Source organism: uncultured Tateyamaria sp. (assembly GCF_947503045.1).
Classification (GTDB): domain Bacteria; phylum Pseudomonadota; class Alphaproteobacteria; order Rhodobacterales; family Rhodobacteraceae; genus Tateyamaria.
The window spans coordinates 1,439,500-1,453,275 of record NZ_CANNCF010000001.1 but is presented as its reverse complement, the minus strand read 5'-3'; the positions used below and the strand labels follow the sequence as shown (position 1 = coordinate 1,453,275).

The window sequence follows — 13,776 nt, the reverse complement described above, 5'->3', positions numbered from 1 at the left end:
ATCGGCTCAGCCCGGCTGACAGGTCAGGATCGTGCGCCCTGTTGCCCCGTCTTTCCATGTTTCCTGATAGGCATAATTGGACTGTGTCATCGCCCGCAGCCCGAATTCGTAATAGTCATTCACCCGCTCGCCATAGACCGCCAGATCGTGGCGACAGATGCCGCCCAGATAGGTCGTGCAGGTACCTTCGTCGGTTGTGGTTTCCTGCCGTTCGACGCTGGTGGTCTCGATGCGATAGCCGGCGGCGTCAAACCTCAACTCCATGTCGTAGGTTTCCGCGCTGCCGTCGGAGTTGGGAAAGATCATCCGCCCGACGCAGGTCGTGTCACTGTCAAAGCCCGCCGCACCCGCAGGTCCCCCCGGCACAAGTGTGAGCATGGCCATGGCGGCCGCCGCTGCAAATCGCCTCATGTCACCCCCTCACGCCCCTTTGCCACGCGGTAATATGTAAAGAACAGGCGCGCGGCAACTGCCCGCCACGGGCTCCAGTCCTCGGCCATTGTGCGCAATGCCCTTTCGCGGGGCCGCTCCGGTAGCTCAAAAATCAGTCTGGCGGCCTCCTGCAAGGCCAGATCCCCCGGCGCAAACACATCCGCGCGTCCCAGCGCGAACATCGCATATATCTCTGCCGTCCAGACACCGATGCCTTTCACGGCTGTCAGAGTCGCAATGACGTCGGCATCAGGCGCTGTGCGCAATGCGTCATAGTCGATGCCCGCCTCGGCCAGCGCCAATGCATAGGCGATCTTTTGACGGCTGAGACCTGCGGCGCGCAGCCCATCCTCTCCGGCAGCGATCACGGATGCGGGGCTTGTCATGCCGCCCTGATCGAGGCGCGCCCAGATGGCCCCTGCCGATGCAGTCGACACTTGCTGGCCGATGATCGCATTGAACAGGGCCGCAAACCCGTCTGGTCTGCGGCGCAGTGGCAAAGGCCCCGCCTGTTCCAGCGCGTGCGCCAGTGCGGGGTCACGCGCGGCAAGCCACGCGGCCCCTTCCGCGACATCCGCGTCCGTCTCGATAAGTCGACCGGGGGTCATAGGCTGCGCACCCAGGCCAGCACGTCCGCCGCATTGCGCAGCTGCGCGCCGACTGGCACCGCAGGCGGGCGCAGCAGCACAACCGGCAGGCCCAGCTTGCGCGCCGCTGCAAGCTTGGGAAAGCTGCCCGCGCCGCCGATATTGCGCGCCAGAACCACGTCGATCTTCAACTGTGTCAGCAGGTGGGCCTCGCCCTCGGGATCAAAGGGGGCCACGCCAAAGACATATGTGCAATTGGGATAGCCCGTTGGCTGGTCATGCCTGTTGAGCTGGCGCAGGAACACCGGCCCGTCATGGCGCGCAAGAGCTGGCAGGCTGGCCCGCCCCGTGGCCGCAAAGACCCGGGCACCAGACGGCAGCGCATGCACCGCCTCTTCGATTGTGTCGGCCTCGGCCCATTGATCGCCCGCTTCGGCCTGCCATGGATCGCGGGAAATGCGGGCATAGGTCGCGCCCGGTGCCGCGGCGACCGCACGTTCCCGCGTGCGGGTGTCAAAGGCATGGGTAACGTCCAGAATGCCCACCGCATCACCGGGCACCGCATCCCGTTCGGGCAGGTCCAGATCAACGCGTTCCGACCCCTCCGCCCAGATCACGACGCCCGATGCAGGGGTCTGCGCCAGCCACTCTGCCGCCGCCTGCGTTTCGCGCGCGCCTGCCAAAAGCGCGATAAGGGTTCGCTCCGTCATGGCCGCCACCCTAGCCGCCCCTGCGCCTTGCGCAACCACCTGTGCAATGCCGCGCGTTACCACTGCTTGCCGATCCCGGACAACGGGCGTAGGCAGTCAAAATGACCCAAGTTGACGATACCCGCGCCAAGCGCAATGTGGCCGTTCTGGTCGCCGCGCAAGCCTTTCTGGGCAGCCAGATCACCATGATGTTTGTGGTCGCAGGGCTGGCCGGGCAACAGATCACGCCCTTTGCCTGCCTTGCCACATTGCCGATCTCGCTGATCGTGTTCGGCTCGATGACCACAGCGCCCTGGTTGTCCAATGTCATGCAGCGGTTCGGGCGCAGGACGGGCTTTTTCCTTGGCGCTTTTGGCGGGCTGGTCGGGGCCGCCATCGGGGCCTATGCGCTGTCCGTCTCCAGCTTCTGGCTGTTCCTTGTGGGCAGTTATATGACCGGCATCTATATGTCAGCGCAGGGGTTTTACCGATTTGCCGCCGCGGACACGGCCTCCGAGGCGTTTCGGCCAAAGGCGATTTCCTACGTGATGGCGGGCGGATTGTTGTCGGCCATCATCGGGCCGCAGGTCGTGGCCTATGTCACCGCCAACACAGCCGATGCGACCGTCGCACGCTATATCCCGATCTATTACTGGGCAATGGCCTTCAACGTGATGGGCATGGCGCTGTTCCTGTTTCTCGACATCCCGAAACCGCCCGCACCGTCCGCCACGGATGGTCTGGGCCGCTCTCGGCGTGAGCTGCTGGCCAGCCCGCGCATCCTTGTCGCCGTAATCTGCGCGGCGGTATCCTATGCGCTGATGAACCTTGTGATGACGTCGACTCCGCTGGCTGTCGTAGGCTGCGGATTCGGAGAGCCAGATGCCGCCAATGTGGTCACGGTGCACGTGCTGGCGATGTTCGCGCCCTCCTTTTTCACAGGTCACCTGATCAGCCGTTTTGGGGTCGAGCGGATCATGGGGCTTGGCCTCGCGATTCTCGGCGTCGCAGGCATGGTCGCGCTGCAAGGCGTTGATCTGATGAACTTTTACGGCGCGTTGTTCTTGCTGGGTCTTGGGTGGAACTTTGGGTTTATTGGGGCCACCACCATGCTGGCCGGTGCCCACACCCCACAAGAGCGGGGCCGGATGCAGGGTATGAACGACCTGATCGTCTTTGGCGGCGTGACGTTGGCCTCGCTCGCCTCGGGTGGTTTGATGAACTGCATCGGCGGCGATCCGGTCAGTGGCTGGGCCGCAGTCAACATCGCGATGGTGCCGTTTCTGGTGCTCGCAGGCGGGTCGCTGATCTGGCTGGTGCTGCGCAACCGCACCGCCACCGCCTAAAGCGCCAGACGCCCCGTCAGCGCAGTGCGCGCCAGCCGGAATGGCGTGATGCCGGGATCAAGGCGCGCCTCGGCCACAGCCCCGGGGTCACGGATCACCTGATCAAGCGTCTTTGCAGCCCCAATCGCGGGCCAAAGTGCGGGTTGCGCCGCTTTGCCCACGTTTGGTCGCGCAAGGCGGTCCCTGGCCCGCTGTGCAAGGGCCACCACCCCCGCATCCGTGCCATCCAGAAGCGGAATGCGTCCCGCCGCCGCCAGCCCCGGCACCGCGCGCAAAAAGGCCGCCGTTCCGGCACCATAGGCAAGATCCCGCACCGCAACCTCATCCGGAGGTTCCGCCCCAAGCAGCGCACAAGCCGTCCACATCAGGTGCCCCGCCGTCTGGTCGATATAGGCGTCCATATGGGCGACATCCTCGAACGCATCCTTGTAGATATCCCAGCGCCGTGCGGCGACGCTTTCATCCAGCCGCTGCGCCTGCGCGGCCGACAAGATCCCGGCCAGTGGAGTTGTCACCTCGTGCTTGCGCACCTCGCGTGCCCCGGCAATCTCCTCCAGCGCATCGCGCCACCATTGCAGCCGCATCTCGGCGATCATCGCCTCTTGTGTCACCCACGGCGCGCGCGACACTTCGACGTTGAGCGCATAAAGCGGGAACAGCACCGCCCGGGCCGCCACAGGCGCGGCCATCACGGTGCGAAAGCGGTCCGGGTCGCCCTTTTCAACGGTCTGGGCGCAGGGAATGATCTCTGCCGCGAGGCTCATGCAGAGTTGACGATCAGCAGCGCATAGGCGATCTGATCACGGCCCGCGCGCCAGCGGTCGATCTCAAGCTGGTTTTCATCAAGTGCCGCGGACAACACGTCATTCGGGCCTTGCCCGCGCAACATATCGATGCGGGCCTGCATCGGCGCGTAATAGGTCTCCCACGGCGCGCCGACGATCATGCGATGGGCCTGCACGCTGTACCCCGCAGCTGTGACCTGCGCGGTGATCCCGGCAAGGTCGGTGATCTGCGGATACTCTTCCCAAAACGCGCGCGCCGGATCGCTTGGCGGCGTTTCCAGAAGCACGGGTTCGGAAAACGCCACCGCGCCGCCCGGTTTGAGCGCATCCCGCCACCCTTGCAGCCCCGCCGTCACGCCAAGGAAATAGAGCGCACCTGCACACCAGATCAGATCATAGCGGCCACCCGGCTTTGCCATATCGCCCTCGACCGCCCGAACACGCGGGTCCAGATGGGCAATGCGGGCTCGGGCTTCGGTCACGAATTGCGGCGTCTTTTCCATCGCCGTGATGGTTGCCTCCGGCAGCGCCTCGGCAAGCACCAGCGTGTCCGCGCCGGGACCGCAGGCGGCATCCAGCACATCAAGCGGGCCCTTCAGTCCCAACTGTTCCACGGCCCAATGCACATCCGCCGCCTCGCCCGGACCTTCGCGGGGCAGGTCGCGGTGGATGTTGAAAAAGGCCTCTATCTCTTCGGGGGTCATGTCACACCGTCCTGCACCAGTTTCCAGCGGATCGCATCAAGCAGCGCCTCAAAACTCGCATCGACTATGTTGGCCGACACGCCGACAGTGGACCAGCGCCGCCCCTTCCCGTCTTCGCTGTCGATGATGACGCGGGTCACGGCCTCGGTCCCGCCCTGGGTGATGCGGACCTTGAAATCGACGAGGCGTATATCCTCGACATATTCCTGAAAGCGGCCCAGATCCTTGGCCAGGGCCTTGGAGAGCGCATTGACCGGGCCACGATCCGTGCCGTTCTCGTCCATGGATTCGCTGACCGACAGCATCTTTTTCCCATCCACCTTGACCACCACAACGGCCTCGGACAGGGACACCATCCTGTTGCGCTTGTTCTTGCGCCGCTCGATGCTCACGCGATAGCGTTTGACCTCGAAAAATTCGGGCAGCAGGCCCAGCTCATTGCGGGCCAGCAACTCGAACGAGGCTTGCGCCACATCATAGCTGTAGCCCAGCGCCTCGCGCGCCTTGATCTGGTCGAGGATGCGGGCGAGCGCCGGGTCCTTGGGCGCGACCTCCAGTCCCATCTCGGTCAGACGCTTGCGCAGGTTGGACTGGCCCGCCTGATTGGACATCGGGATGATGCGTGCATTGCCGACCGTGCCGGGGTCAATATGCTCGTACGTGGTCGGGTCCTTCAGGATCGCGCTGGCATGCAGCCCCGCCTTGTGGGCAAAGGCCGAGGCGCCGACAAAAGCCGCCTGTTTCTGCGGCACCCGGTTCAGGATGTCGTCAAGCATGCGGGAGGTGCGGGTCAGCCCTTCGAGCGCGTCAAGGCTGACACCGGTCTCGAACTGGCTGGCATAGGGTTCTTTCAGCAGCAGGATGGGGATCAGCGTCGTGAGGTTGGCGTTGCCGCAACGCTCGCCCAGCCCATTCAGCGTGCCCTGGATCTGGCGCGCGCCCGCATCGACGGCCGCCAGCGATCCGGCCACCGCCTGTTCGGTGTCGTTGTGGGTGTGGATGCCGAGGCGGTCGCCTGAGATGCCGCTGTCGATCACTGCCTTCGTGATCCGCCCGATGTCGCTGGGCAGCGTGCCGCCATTGGTGTCGCACAGGGCAATCCAGCGCGCGCCCGCGTCATAGGCCGCGTGGATGGCCTGCAGGGCGTAGTCGGGGTTGGAGGCATAGCCGTCAAAGAAGTGTTCGGCATCGAAAATCGCCTCGCGCCCTTGGGCTGCGAGGTGGGCGAAACTGGCGGAGATATTGGCGGTATTTTCCTCCAGAGAGATGCCCAGCGCGGTCTTGACGTGGAACACGTGGGTCTTGCCGACCAGACAGACGGCGGGGGTGTTCGCGTTCAGGACGGCGGCCAGCACGTCGTCGTTTTCGGCGCTGATCCCGGCCCGCTTGGTCATGCCAAAGGCGGTCATCTTGGCCCGCGTTTTGGGAGCGTCGTCGAAAAAGGCGCTGTCGGTGGGGTTGGCGCCGGGCCAGCCACCTTCGATGTAGTCGATGCCGAGCGAATCCAGCGCCTTGGCGATCTGCATCTTGTCGCTGGTCGAGAACTGCACCCCTTGGGTCTGCTGCCCGTCGCGCAGGGTGGTGTCGAAAAGGGAGAGGCGTTCTCGGGTCATGGTGTGTCCCACGCTGGGACAGAAGGGCGTCCGTGAAAATTCAATGGGTTACAGAGGGGGTTTAATGCTTTGTTTACGTTTGGTGTGGATGGCGCTTGGCGTTTTTCGCTCTGTCCAGCCGTGGCGCTTGCGTCACGGCCAGCCCCCGACCGCCCCCCCGGGCGGGGGCTACACCCCCACCCGCGGTCGGGGGTTGGCCTTTGGTTATTGTGGGTCACAGCAAACCTTCCAATTTGGACCTGTCGAACTCCGGAGACGGCAACAGCTCGACTCCTTCTTTTGACATGCGCACTTCGACACCGGCTTCCAAAAGCTGCGCCTTCATCTGGTCGACTGCAGAGAAGTCCTTAGTCTGTTTCGCAGTTTTTCTCAGTTCGTCGAAAGCAATTCCCAACTGATGAATCAGTTTTGCAGCCTCATGACCGTCGTCGCCCCATGATTTGTAGCCACTGCTGGAACCACGGTCATCTTCCACGGCATGGAAATGAAATTTGTGAAAGGTTCGCACCAAACCCTTTGGATCGAAGCCGAGAAGAATAAGTGAAGAAATAAGCGCGCCCTTTTTTAGGTTGGACGCAAAGTCTCGCATCAGTTTTAGTGCGAGAGAGGTGTTGAGATCATCAGACATTGCGGCCAAAAACTCAGCCGGTGGAGGAACAAATTTTCCGCCAACGTATCCATTGTGCGACCAGACATTTCGATCGGCCAAAAACGCTGCCCACTTCCTCAATGTCTTCTCCGCCTCCGCCCGCTTCTTCTCCGTCCAATCCATCGGCTTGCGGTAATGCGTACTCAACATCACAAACCGGATCACCTCCCCCGGCACCCCCTGATCCAACAAATCCCGCACCGTAAAGAAGTTCCCCAAGCTCTTGGACATCTTCTTGCCCTCGACCTGCAGCATCTCGTTGTGCATCCACACGCGCGCAAAGTCGTGACCGGCGCAACGCGATTGCGCGATCTCGTTTTCGTGGTGCGGGAATTGCAGATCGTTGCCGCCGCCGTGGATGTCGAACTCGGCCCCCAGCAAGGCATAGGCCATGGCCGAGCATTCGATATGCCAGCCCGGTCGCCCGCGCCCCCAAGGTGACTCCCACCCCGGCAATACTTCATCCGAGGGCTTCCAGAGGACAAAGTCCATCGGGTCCTCTTTGTAGGGCGCAACCTCGACCCGGGCGCCTGCGATCATGTCATCGACCGAACGGCCCGACAGCGCGCCGTATTCGGCGTATTTGCGCACGCGGAACAGCACGTGGCCGTCGTTTTCATAGGCATAGCCATCCGCGATCAGGCCCGAAATCATCTCCACCATCTGGGCGATATATTCGGTCGCGCGGGGCTCGTGATCGGGGCGCATGGCGCCAAGCGCATCCATATCGGCGTGATACCAGCTGATGGTTTCGTCCGAGCGGGCGCGCACCAACTCTTCGATTGTGCCTGCCGCCCCCGCCTCTTTGCGCGCCAGAGCGGTGGCGTTGATCTTGTCATCCACATCCGTGAAATTGCGCACATAGGTCACATGCTCGGCCCCGTAGGTGTGGCGCAGCAGTCGATACAAAACATCAAACACCAGCACGGGGCGCGCATTGCCCAGATGGGCGCGGTCATAGACGGTGGGCCCGCACAGGTACATCCGCACATTGTTCGGGTCGAGCGGGGCAAAGGCCTCTTTGCGGCGCGTGGCGGTGTTGTAAAGCGTGATGGTCATAGGGGCAGTCTCGCGCAAGGGGATGGCGCGGGCCTAGCAATTCTGGAATGTCATGGAAACAAAGAACCGGCCCGCGAGAGAAGTCTCAGCAGATAATGCAAGCAATGATGCAAATGGTCCGGGTCATGGGCCATTGGTAGTCGAAGGCGCGCCAAGGGGTCAAGCCTTGTTTGCGGGCCTGCGCCGGTGCAGCATACGGGGCATGAGCCGTGAGATCGTAGACAGCATCTGTTCCGCCCTGCCCGGTGCCCATTGGGCCAGCCATCATGAAGGTGGCCTTGATGCATGGAAAGTCGGGGACAAGATGTTTGCCTGTATCGGCATGGCAAATGACGGCGTGTCGGTGAAATGCGCCGATGTCGAGGCGGCCCGGTTCCTGATCGAGATCGGGGCGGCAGAAAAGGCAAAATATTTCCACCGCTCCTGGGTGCGGGTGCCCTTTGATGGCAAGGATGCAGAGGAATTCCGCGACCGCATTCACGCCTCTTACGGGCTGATCCGTGCGGCTTTGCCGAAAAAGACGCAAGGCCTCCTCGCGCCGTGGCCTGCCACCGTCGCCCGGCAGTGATGCGCGAAAAGAGCGTTCCACCCAGTACGGTCAGGGGTTTCGCCCATGCGCAGGAGAAACGCTCCACCGGCGCGTTTCCGGGACGCTTGTTCCTTCTCTGATTTCAAAAAATCCCGGGGGAGTCCGAAGGACGGGGGCTGGCCCCCATTGCATCTGTTGACATCCGCGCAGCGCTCTGCCCCCTTGCTGCAAACGGATCGAGGACGCGCCATGGCCCTTTCACAACGTATCACGACGCTGACCGGGGGCGGGTCTGACGGGTGGGACCTGTTCCTGAAAGCACGCGAGATGATTGCCGCTGGCACCCCTGTGACCGAGTTGACCATTGGCGAGCATGACATTCGCACTGCCGCCCCGATCCTGCAGGAGATGCACGCAAGCGCGATGGGCGGGCATACAGGCTATGCGATGGTTCCGGGCACGGATGCGCTGCGCGATGCGGTTGCACTGCGCACGAGTGAGCGGACGGGCGTGCCCACCACCCGCGATAATGTTCTTATCACCCCCGGCGGTCAGTCCGCCCTGTTTGCCGCCCATGCCGCCGCCTGCGATCCGGGTGATATCGCGCTGTTCATTGATCCCTATTACGCCACCTATCCCGGCACGATCCGGGGTGTGTCGGCGGTGCCGCGCAGCATTCAGACCCGTGCCGAGGATGCGTTTCAACCCCGTGCGGCGGATATCGCGGTTGTCGCGGAGGGCGCGACATCTTTGCTGATCAACTCGCCCAACAACCCCACCGGCACCGTCTATTCCCGCGCCACCCTCGACGGGATAGCCGAGGTTTGCACGTCCCGAGATCTGTGGCTGATTTCGGATGAGGTTTACGACACTCAGGTCTGGGAGGGGCAGCATATCAGCCCGCGCGCCCTGCCCGGCATGGCCGAGCGGACATTTGTTGTCGGTTCCATGTCCAAGAGCCACGCGATGACCGGATCGCGCTGCGGCTGGCTGATCGGGCCCGAGGCGGCGATTGCCAATCTGATCACTTTTGCCACCCACACGACATATGGGGTGCCGGGGTTCGTGCAGGATGCCAGCGCTTTTGCGCTGTCGCGCGGCACTGCCTTCGAGGCCGAGATTGGCGCCCCCTTTGCCCGCCGCCGCGCCATCGCCCAACGGGTACTGGCGGGGCAGAACACGGTGGGTCAGATCCCGGCGCAGGGGGCGATGTACCTGATGCTCGACATCCGCGCGACGGGGATGAGTGGCGATGATTTCGCCGATGCGCTGCTGGAGGCCGAGCATATCGCGGTGATGCCGGGCGAGAGTTTTGGGGCCGCCGCAGCCGGGCATTTGCGGGTGGCGATGACGATTGAGGACGCGGCTTTTGAGGCGGCGCTGGTGACGCTGTGTCGCTTTGCCGAGGCGCGCGCGGCCTGACAGCTTGTCTGCGATGCGCTAGGCTGGGTTGAGGTTTGATTGAAAGCTGATCCCATGTTGCGCCGTATTGTTTGCCCGTTTTGCCTGTGTCTGATGCCGGTTTTGGCCAGCGCGCAGACCTATCCCGACCCCACCAGCACCGACATCAATGACTTTGCCGGTCTGCTGGTGGATGCCGAGGTCCGCGACACGCTGCGCACACGGCTGGTCAACTTGCGCCAGGCGACGGGCGTCGAGATGACCGTAGTCACCCTGGCCACGCAGAAGGATTTTGCCCCGAACCTGAGCCTTGAAGCCTTTGCGACCGGTCTGTTCAACAGTTGGGGCATCGGCGATGCGAGCCGCAATGACGGGGTTCTGGTGCTGGTGCTGCGGGATGACCGCGCGATGCGGGTCGAGCTGGGTGCGGGTTATGCGCAGGATTGGAACGATGAGGCCGCGCGTGTGGTTGGCAATGAATTCCTGCCGCATTTCCGCGAGGGTGACTATCAGAGCGGCATTTCCAGCGGGTCGGCTGCGGTGATTGACACCATCGTCGTGCCCTTTCTCGCCGGGAAAACGGGGCCCGCCAAGACAGATGAGGGTCAGCCCTGGTATATGGTGCTGATCTTCGGTGTCATCTTTTTGGGGATCATGCTGCGCAATGTCATGGGTGACTTTGTCGTGCGCTTCCGCACCTGTCCGCAATGTGGGCGCAAGGGCACCTTGCGTGCCACGCGGCGCACGATCGTTCACGCATCCTCCATGACGCCCGGATCGGCCGAACGCACCGTGACGTGCACGGCCTGCGACTACCACGACTTGAGCACGATCTATTTGCCGAGGCGCAGCAGTGCATCGGACCATTCATCCAGCAGCTCGGGAAGCGGCTTTGGCGGCGGCTTTGGCGGCGGCCGCTCGGGCGGCGGTGGCGCGTCGGGGCGGTGGTAGGACGGGGCGACATACGCCCCGCCCCAGTCCTCAGAAGCGGATCGAGCCGCGCAAGGTCAGAGTGGTTGCATCCGCATCCACTCCCGTGCCCGAGATGTCATCGAAGTTGTGTTCGAGCAGCTCGGCCCCCACGGTGTAGCGGTCGCTGATCTGGTAGACCGCGCCGATGCCGTAGAACTCACCGGATTCAGACCCCAGCGACGTGTCCACCTCGGCCACACCGGCGGTGAAATAGCCAAGCGTGCGGCCAAAGTCGTAACCGGCCCGCAGCTTGAGCCGTGCGACGCTGTCCACGGTCGCGGCACCGTTCAGGTCGATGTCGGTGGCGTCATAGTCGATCTCGCCCCCGAGCACGAAAGTGCCAAAGTCGTAGTCATAGCCCAAGTGCACACCGTAGAGGAAATCATCCCCATCCGCCGCGCCGGTTCCGTTCACGTCGCCATAACCGAGCTGAATACCGGCATAGCCGCCCGTCCACTCGCCGCCTTGCGCGATGACAGGGGCTGGCGCGGGGGCCGCGGGTGGGATCGGGTCAGCCACGGGCGTGTCGAGAGAACCTGCAACCGCAGGCAGCGCCGTCGCAGCGGCAAGGCTCGCGGCAAGGGTGGTGCGAAGAAAATACTGTTTCATGGTCTGCTCCTGTCCATTCATTCACGGCGCAGATGCGCGCCGCACGCCCCAACACGTGGGTAAGAGATCGGTTCCTTTCCAGACACGAAGCCGTGCGCGGCCCCAGGTGAGCAAAGCCTTGCCCCAAAGCCTTCAATACATGCGCGACGGGCCGCTTGAGGCAGGTCGCAAACAGGACAGACAGGCGTGAATTGGCGCATCAGGCTGGTGGCATCGGATGTTTTTCGCGCGAAGCAGGGAGGCTTGGGGTGCAGGCATGTCGCAGCAAGATCGCTCTGATCACCCGCACCATCGGGGCAGAGCGCGGACGCGCCGCGCGCGGGCGGCCCGGATGCTGCGTTCGCTGACCCCCTTTTTCCCTGCCCCAACATCCGGACAGAACAGACATGAATGATCTTTCTAATAAATCCCGCTCCGGTGGTCGCGCTGCGCGCCGCGCTGCCCGTGCTGCCCCGCTCGCCGAGCATCTGCGCCCGATCCGCGCCGGTCTTGAAGGGGGGGCCTATAACCCGCTTTCCCCCGTACAAGTCGAACAGATCCACCGCGCTGCCCTCGATGCGCTGGAAACCATCGGTCTGGCCGATGCCCCGCCCAGCGGTGTCGAATACCTGACCAGCGCCGGTGCCACCCTTGGCGATGACGGGCGCATCCGCTTTCCCCGGGCGCTGGTCGAAGACACGATTGCGAATGCCAATCGCTCGATGACCCTGCATGGGCGCAGTCCGGACCATGACCTCGATCTTTCGGGTGCGCGCGTGCATTACGGCACGGCCGGGGCGGCGGTGAACCTTGTCGAAGTTGATGGCAATAACTACCGCCATTCCACCGTGCAGGACCTGTTTGATGCCGCGCGCATTGCCGATCAGCTCGACAATATCCACTTTTTGCAGCGCCCCATGGTGTGCCGCGATATCGAGGACATGACCGAGTTGGATTACAACTCGATCTATGCCTGCGTGTCGGGCACGACCAAGCATATCGGCACCAGCTTTTCCGCGCCGGAATGCGTGGCCCCGGGCATCGAGATGCTGCATATGATGGCGGGTGGCGAAGACAAATGGCGCGAACGTCCTTTCGTGTCGAATTCCAACTGTTTTGTTGTTCCGCCGATGAAATTCGCCACCGAAAGCTGCCAAGTGATGGAGCTGTGCATCAAGGCGGGTATGCCTGTGCTGCTCTTGTCGGCCGGGATGTCGGGGGCCACCGCGCCCAGCACCATTGCAGGCGCCATCGTGCAGGCCACCGCCGAGTGCCTTGCGGGCCTTGTTTATGTCAACGCGGTCTCGCCCGGCGCGCCTGCGATCTTTGGCACATGGCCCTTTGGCCTAGATCTGCGCACGGGTGCGATGTCGATCGGATCGGGCGAACAGGCCCTGCTGACAGCAGGCTGCGGTCAGATGCATCGCCATTACGACCTGCCGGGTGGAGCGGCAGGCGGCGCGTCGGACAGCAAGCTGCCGGACATGCAGGCGGGATGGGAGCAGATGTGTTCCAACCTGACTGCGGGATTGTCGGGGGTGAACATGGTCTATGAGGCCGCAGGCATGCATGCCTCGCTGTTGGGGTTCTGTCATGAATCCCTGATCCTGGGGGATGACATCATCGGGCAGGCCCTGCGCTGTGTGCGCGGTATCGAAGTGACGGATGAAACTCTTGCCCTCGATCAGATGGCGGATGTGTGCATGAACGGCCCCGGCCATTATCTGGGCACCGACCAGACGCTGAGCCGGATGCAAAGCGATTGCGTCTATCCAAGTTTTGGCAGCCGCACCTCGCCCAAGGAATGGGTGGAACTGGGCAAGCCTGACCTGATTGCACGGGCCACTGCACGCAAGGAAGAGATATTGGCCAGCACCTCGGCTGCCGTCCTGCCCGCGGATGTGGATGCCGCGCTGCGCGCGAAGTTCAACATCCATCTGGGCCCCGTTTAAAACGGGGCCATAGATACAGTGAGGCCCGGCCCCTGGGGGGAGACCAGGCCTCACCTCCGCATTCGAACTGACGACCTACTGCTTCGCTCTATGGTCGTTCAGAACCGCGGTCGAGCTGGATTTAGCCGTCCGTTGCCGGCATCAATCCTGCTTCTTGTGCGGCTGTGATCTCGTCGCCGTCCAGCGCGCCGTCGGCGTTGAGATCCATTGCGGTGAACGCATCTGATGTCACCTCTGGGAAGCTCGCCTGAACTTCGTCGATGGTCAGTACCCCATCGCCGTTGGTGTCCAGATCCGCTGCGCTCTGACCCATGGCCAGGGCTGGAAAGGCAAAGGCCGCAATGGCCGTAAGTGCCGCATACTTCTTCATGGGTAACTCCCGTTTTCGTTTCCACTATGAGGGACCGTGAGTGGCGCCCTCACTGTGTATGAGCGTGCAGAGGGCCTGTGCATCCGCGCGGTCGTGCGCT

Annotated in this window: 14 protein-coding genes; 5 read left to right on the top strand and 9 right to left on the bottom strand. The window is 63.1% G+C overall.

The window, feature by feature from the left end; translation table 11 throughout:
- Positions 1-6: 6 nt before the first annotated feature.
- From Q1A89_RS07315 to Q1A89_RS07305, 3 genes are read right to left on the bottom strand one after another with little or no spacing between them, the layout of a single operon-like run.
- Complete coding sequence (locus tag Q1A89_RS07315) at positions 7-411, bottom strand: hypothetical protein (RefSeq protein WP_299725420.1); 405 nt, start codon at positions 409-411, stop codon at positions 7-9.
- Entirely contained in the window at positions 408-1,040 is a 633-nt protein-coding gene (locus Q1A89_RS07310) for a DNA-3-methyladenine glycosylase 2 family protein (RefSeq protein WP_299725417.1), read from the bottom strand. The genes Q1A89_RS07315 and Q1A89_RS07310 overlap by 4 nt, the downstream gene beginning before the upstream one ends.
- Positions 1,037-1,729, bottom strand: a complete 693-nt coding sequence (locus Q1A89_RS07305; RefSeq protein WP_299725414.1) for a precorrin-6A/cobalt-precorrin-6A reductase — start codon at positions 1,727-1,729, stop codon at positions 1,037-1,039. Before Q1A89_RS07305 ends, Q1A89_RS07310 begins: the two co-directional genes overlap by 4 nt.
- A 101-nt stretch (positions 1,730-1,830) precedes the next feature.
- Between Q1A89_RS07305 and Q1A89_RS07300 the strand changes: the two genes are divergently transcribed.
- Entirely contained in the window at positions 1,831-3,054 is a 1,224-nt protein-coding gene (locus Q1A89_RS07300; protein ID WP_299725412.1) for an MFS transporter, read from the top strand.
- Here the strand turns inward: Q1A89_RS07300 and Q1A89_RS07295 are convergent.
- The 4 genes from Q1A89_RS07295 to cysS form a co-directional block, all read right to left on the bottom strand.
- Positions 3,051-3,818 carry a squalene/phytoene synthase family protein gene (locus tag Q1A89_RS07295; protein WP_299725409.1) on the bottom strand — a complete coding sequence of 256 codons (768 nt, stop codon included), beginning with the start codon at positions 3,816-3,818 and terminating at the stop codon, positions 3,051-3,053. The two genes, Q1A89_RS07300 and Q1A89_RS07295, sit on opposite strands and share 4 nt — an antisense overlap.
- Positions 3,815-4,543, bottom strand: a complete 729-nt coding sequence (locus tag Q1A89_RS07290; RefSeq protein WP_299725406.1) for a class I SAM-dependent methyltransferase — start codon at positions 4,541-4,543, stop codon at positions 3,815-3,817. The genes Q1A89_RS07295 and Q1A89_RS07290 overlap by 4 nt, the downstream gene beginning before the upstream one ends.
- Entirely contained in the window at positions 4,540-6,156 is a 1,617-nt protein-coding gene (cimA, locus tag Q1A89_RS07285; RefSeq protein ID WP_299725403.1) for a citramalate synthase, read from the bottom strand. Before cimA ends, Q1A89_RS07290 begins: the two co-directional genes overlap by 4 nt.
- A gap of 214 nt (positions 6,157-6,370) precedes the next feature.
- On the bottom strand, positions 6,371-7,864 hold the full coding sequence (cysS, locus tag Q1A89_RS07280) for a cysteine--tRNA ligase (RefSeq protein ID WP_299725401.1): 1,494 nt from the start codon (positions 7,862-7,864) through the stop codon (positions 6,371-6,373).
- Between the two features lie 202 nt (positions 7,865-8,066).
- On the opposite strand from cysS, the gene Q1A89_RS07275 reads away from it, so the two are divergent.
- The 3 genes from Q1A89_RS07275 to Q1A89_RS07265 all read left to right on the top strand — a co-directional run bounded on the left by Q1A89_RS07275 (position 8,067) and on the right by Q1A89_RS07265 (position 10,745).
- On the top strand, positions 8,067-8,432 hold the full coding sequence (locus tag Q1A89_RS07275; RefSeq protein ID WP_299725399.1) for an MmcQ/YjbR family DNA-binding protein: 366 nt from the start codon (positions 8,067-8,069) through the stop codon (positions 8,430-8,432).
- A gap of 210 nt (positions 8,433-8,642) precedes the next feature.
- On the top strand, positions 8,643-9,815 hold the full coding sequence (locus tag Q1A89_RS07270; RefSeq protein WP_299725397.1) for a pyridoxal phosphate-dependent aminotransferase: 1,173 nt from the start codon (positions 8,643-8,645) through the stop codon (positions 9,813-9,815).
- A gap of 93 nt (positions 9,816-9,908) precedes the next feature.
- Positions 9,909-10,745 (top strand): YgcG family protein, encoded by an 837-nt coding sequence (locus Q1A89_RS07265; RefSeq protein WP_299725394.1) that lies wholly within the window; start codon positions 9,909-9,911, stop codon positions 10,743-10,745.
- A gap of 30 nt (positions 10,746-10,775) precedes the next feature.
- Here Q1A89_RS07265 and Q1A89_RS07260 read toward each other — a convergent pair whose 3' ends face one another.
- Positions 10,776-11,375, bottom strand: coding sequence for an outer membrane beta-barrel protein (locus Q1A89_RS07260; RefSeq protein ID WP_299725391.1), 600 nt, complete (start codon positions 11,373-11,375; stop codon positions 10,776-10,778).
- A gap of 386 nt (positions 11,376-11,761) precedes the next feature.
- Here Q1A89_RS07260 and Q1A89_RS07255 point away from each other — a divergent pair, with 386 nt between their 5' ends.
- Positions 11,762-13,306 (top strand): trimethylamine methyltransferase family protein, encoded by a 1,545-nt coding sequence (locus tag Q1A89_RS07255; RefSeq protein ID WP_299725388.1) that lies wholly within the window; start codon positions 11,762-11,764, stop codon positions 13,304-13,306.
- 121 nt (positions 13,307-13,427) lie between these two features.
- Here Q1A89_RS07255 and Q1A89_RS07250 read toward each other — a convergent pair whose 3' ends face one another.
- Complete coding sequence (locus Q1A89_RS07250) at positions 13,428-13,676, bottom strand: hypothetical protein (RefSeq protein WP_299725385.1); 249 nt, start codon at positions 13,674-13,676, stop codon at positions 13,428-13,430.
- Positions 13,677-13,776 lie beyond the last annotated feature (100 nt).

Coding starts and splice junctions, on each gene's coding strand:
- cimA (WP_299725403.1), bottom strand. CDS start 6,156: ATGACCCGAGAACGCCTCTCCCTTTTCGACACCACCCTGCGCGACGGG.
- Q1A89_RS07260 (WP_299725391.1), bottom strand. CDS start 11,375: ATGAAACAGTATTTTCTTCGCACCACCCTTGCCGCGAGCCTTGCCGCT.
- Q1A89_RS07315 (WP_299725420.1), bottom strand. CDS start 411: ATGAGGCGATTTGCAGCGGCGGCCGCCATGGCCATGCTCACACTTGTG.
- Q1A89_RS07295 (WP_299725409.1), bottom strand. CDS start 3,818: ATGAGCCTCGCGGCAGAGATCATTCCCTGCGCCCAGACCGTTGAAAAG.
- Q1A89_RS07270 (WP_299725397.1), top strand. CDS start 8,643: ATGGCCCTTTCACAACGTATCACGACGCTGACCGGGGGCGGGTCTGAC.
- Q1A89_RS07290 (WP_299725406.1), bottom strand. CDS start 4,543: ATGACCCCCGAAGAGATAGAGGCCTTTTTCAACATCCACCGCGACCTG.
- Q1A89_RS07310 (WP_299725417.1), bottom strand. CDS start 1,040: ATGACCCCCGGTCGACTTATCGAGACGGACGCGGATGTCGCGGAAGGG.
- Q1A89_RS07255 (WP_299725388.1), top strand. CDS start 11,762: ATGAATGATCTTTCTAATAAATCCCGCTCCGGTGGTCGCGCTGCGCGC.
- Q1A89_RS07250 (WP_299725385.1), bottom strand. CDS start 13,676: ATGAAGAAGTATGCGGCACTTACGGCCATTGCGGCCTTTGCCTTTCCA.
- cysS (WP_299725401.1), bottom strand. CDS start 7,864: ATGACCATCACGCTTTACAACACCGCCACGCGCCGCAAAGAGGCCTTT.
- Q1A89_RS07305 (WP_299725414.1), bottom strand. CDS start 1,729: ATGACGGAGCGAACCCTTATCGCGCTTTTGGCAGGCGCGCGCGAAACG.
- Q1A89_RS07300 (WP_299725412.1), top strand. CDS start 1,831: ATGACCCAAGTTGACGATACCCGCGCCAAGCGCAATGTGGCCGTTCTG.
- Q1A89_RS07275 (WP_299725399.1), top strand. CDS start 8,067: ATGAGCCGTGAGATCGTAGACAGCATCTGTTCCGCCCTGCCCGGTGCC.
- Q1A89_RS07265 (WP_299725394.1), top strand. CDS start 9,909: ATGCCGGTTTTGGCCAGCGCGCAGACCTATCCCGACCCCACCAGCACC.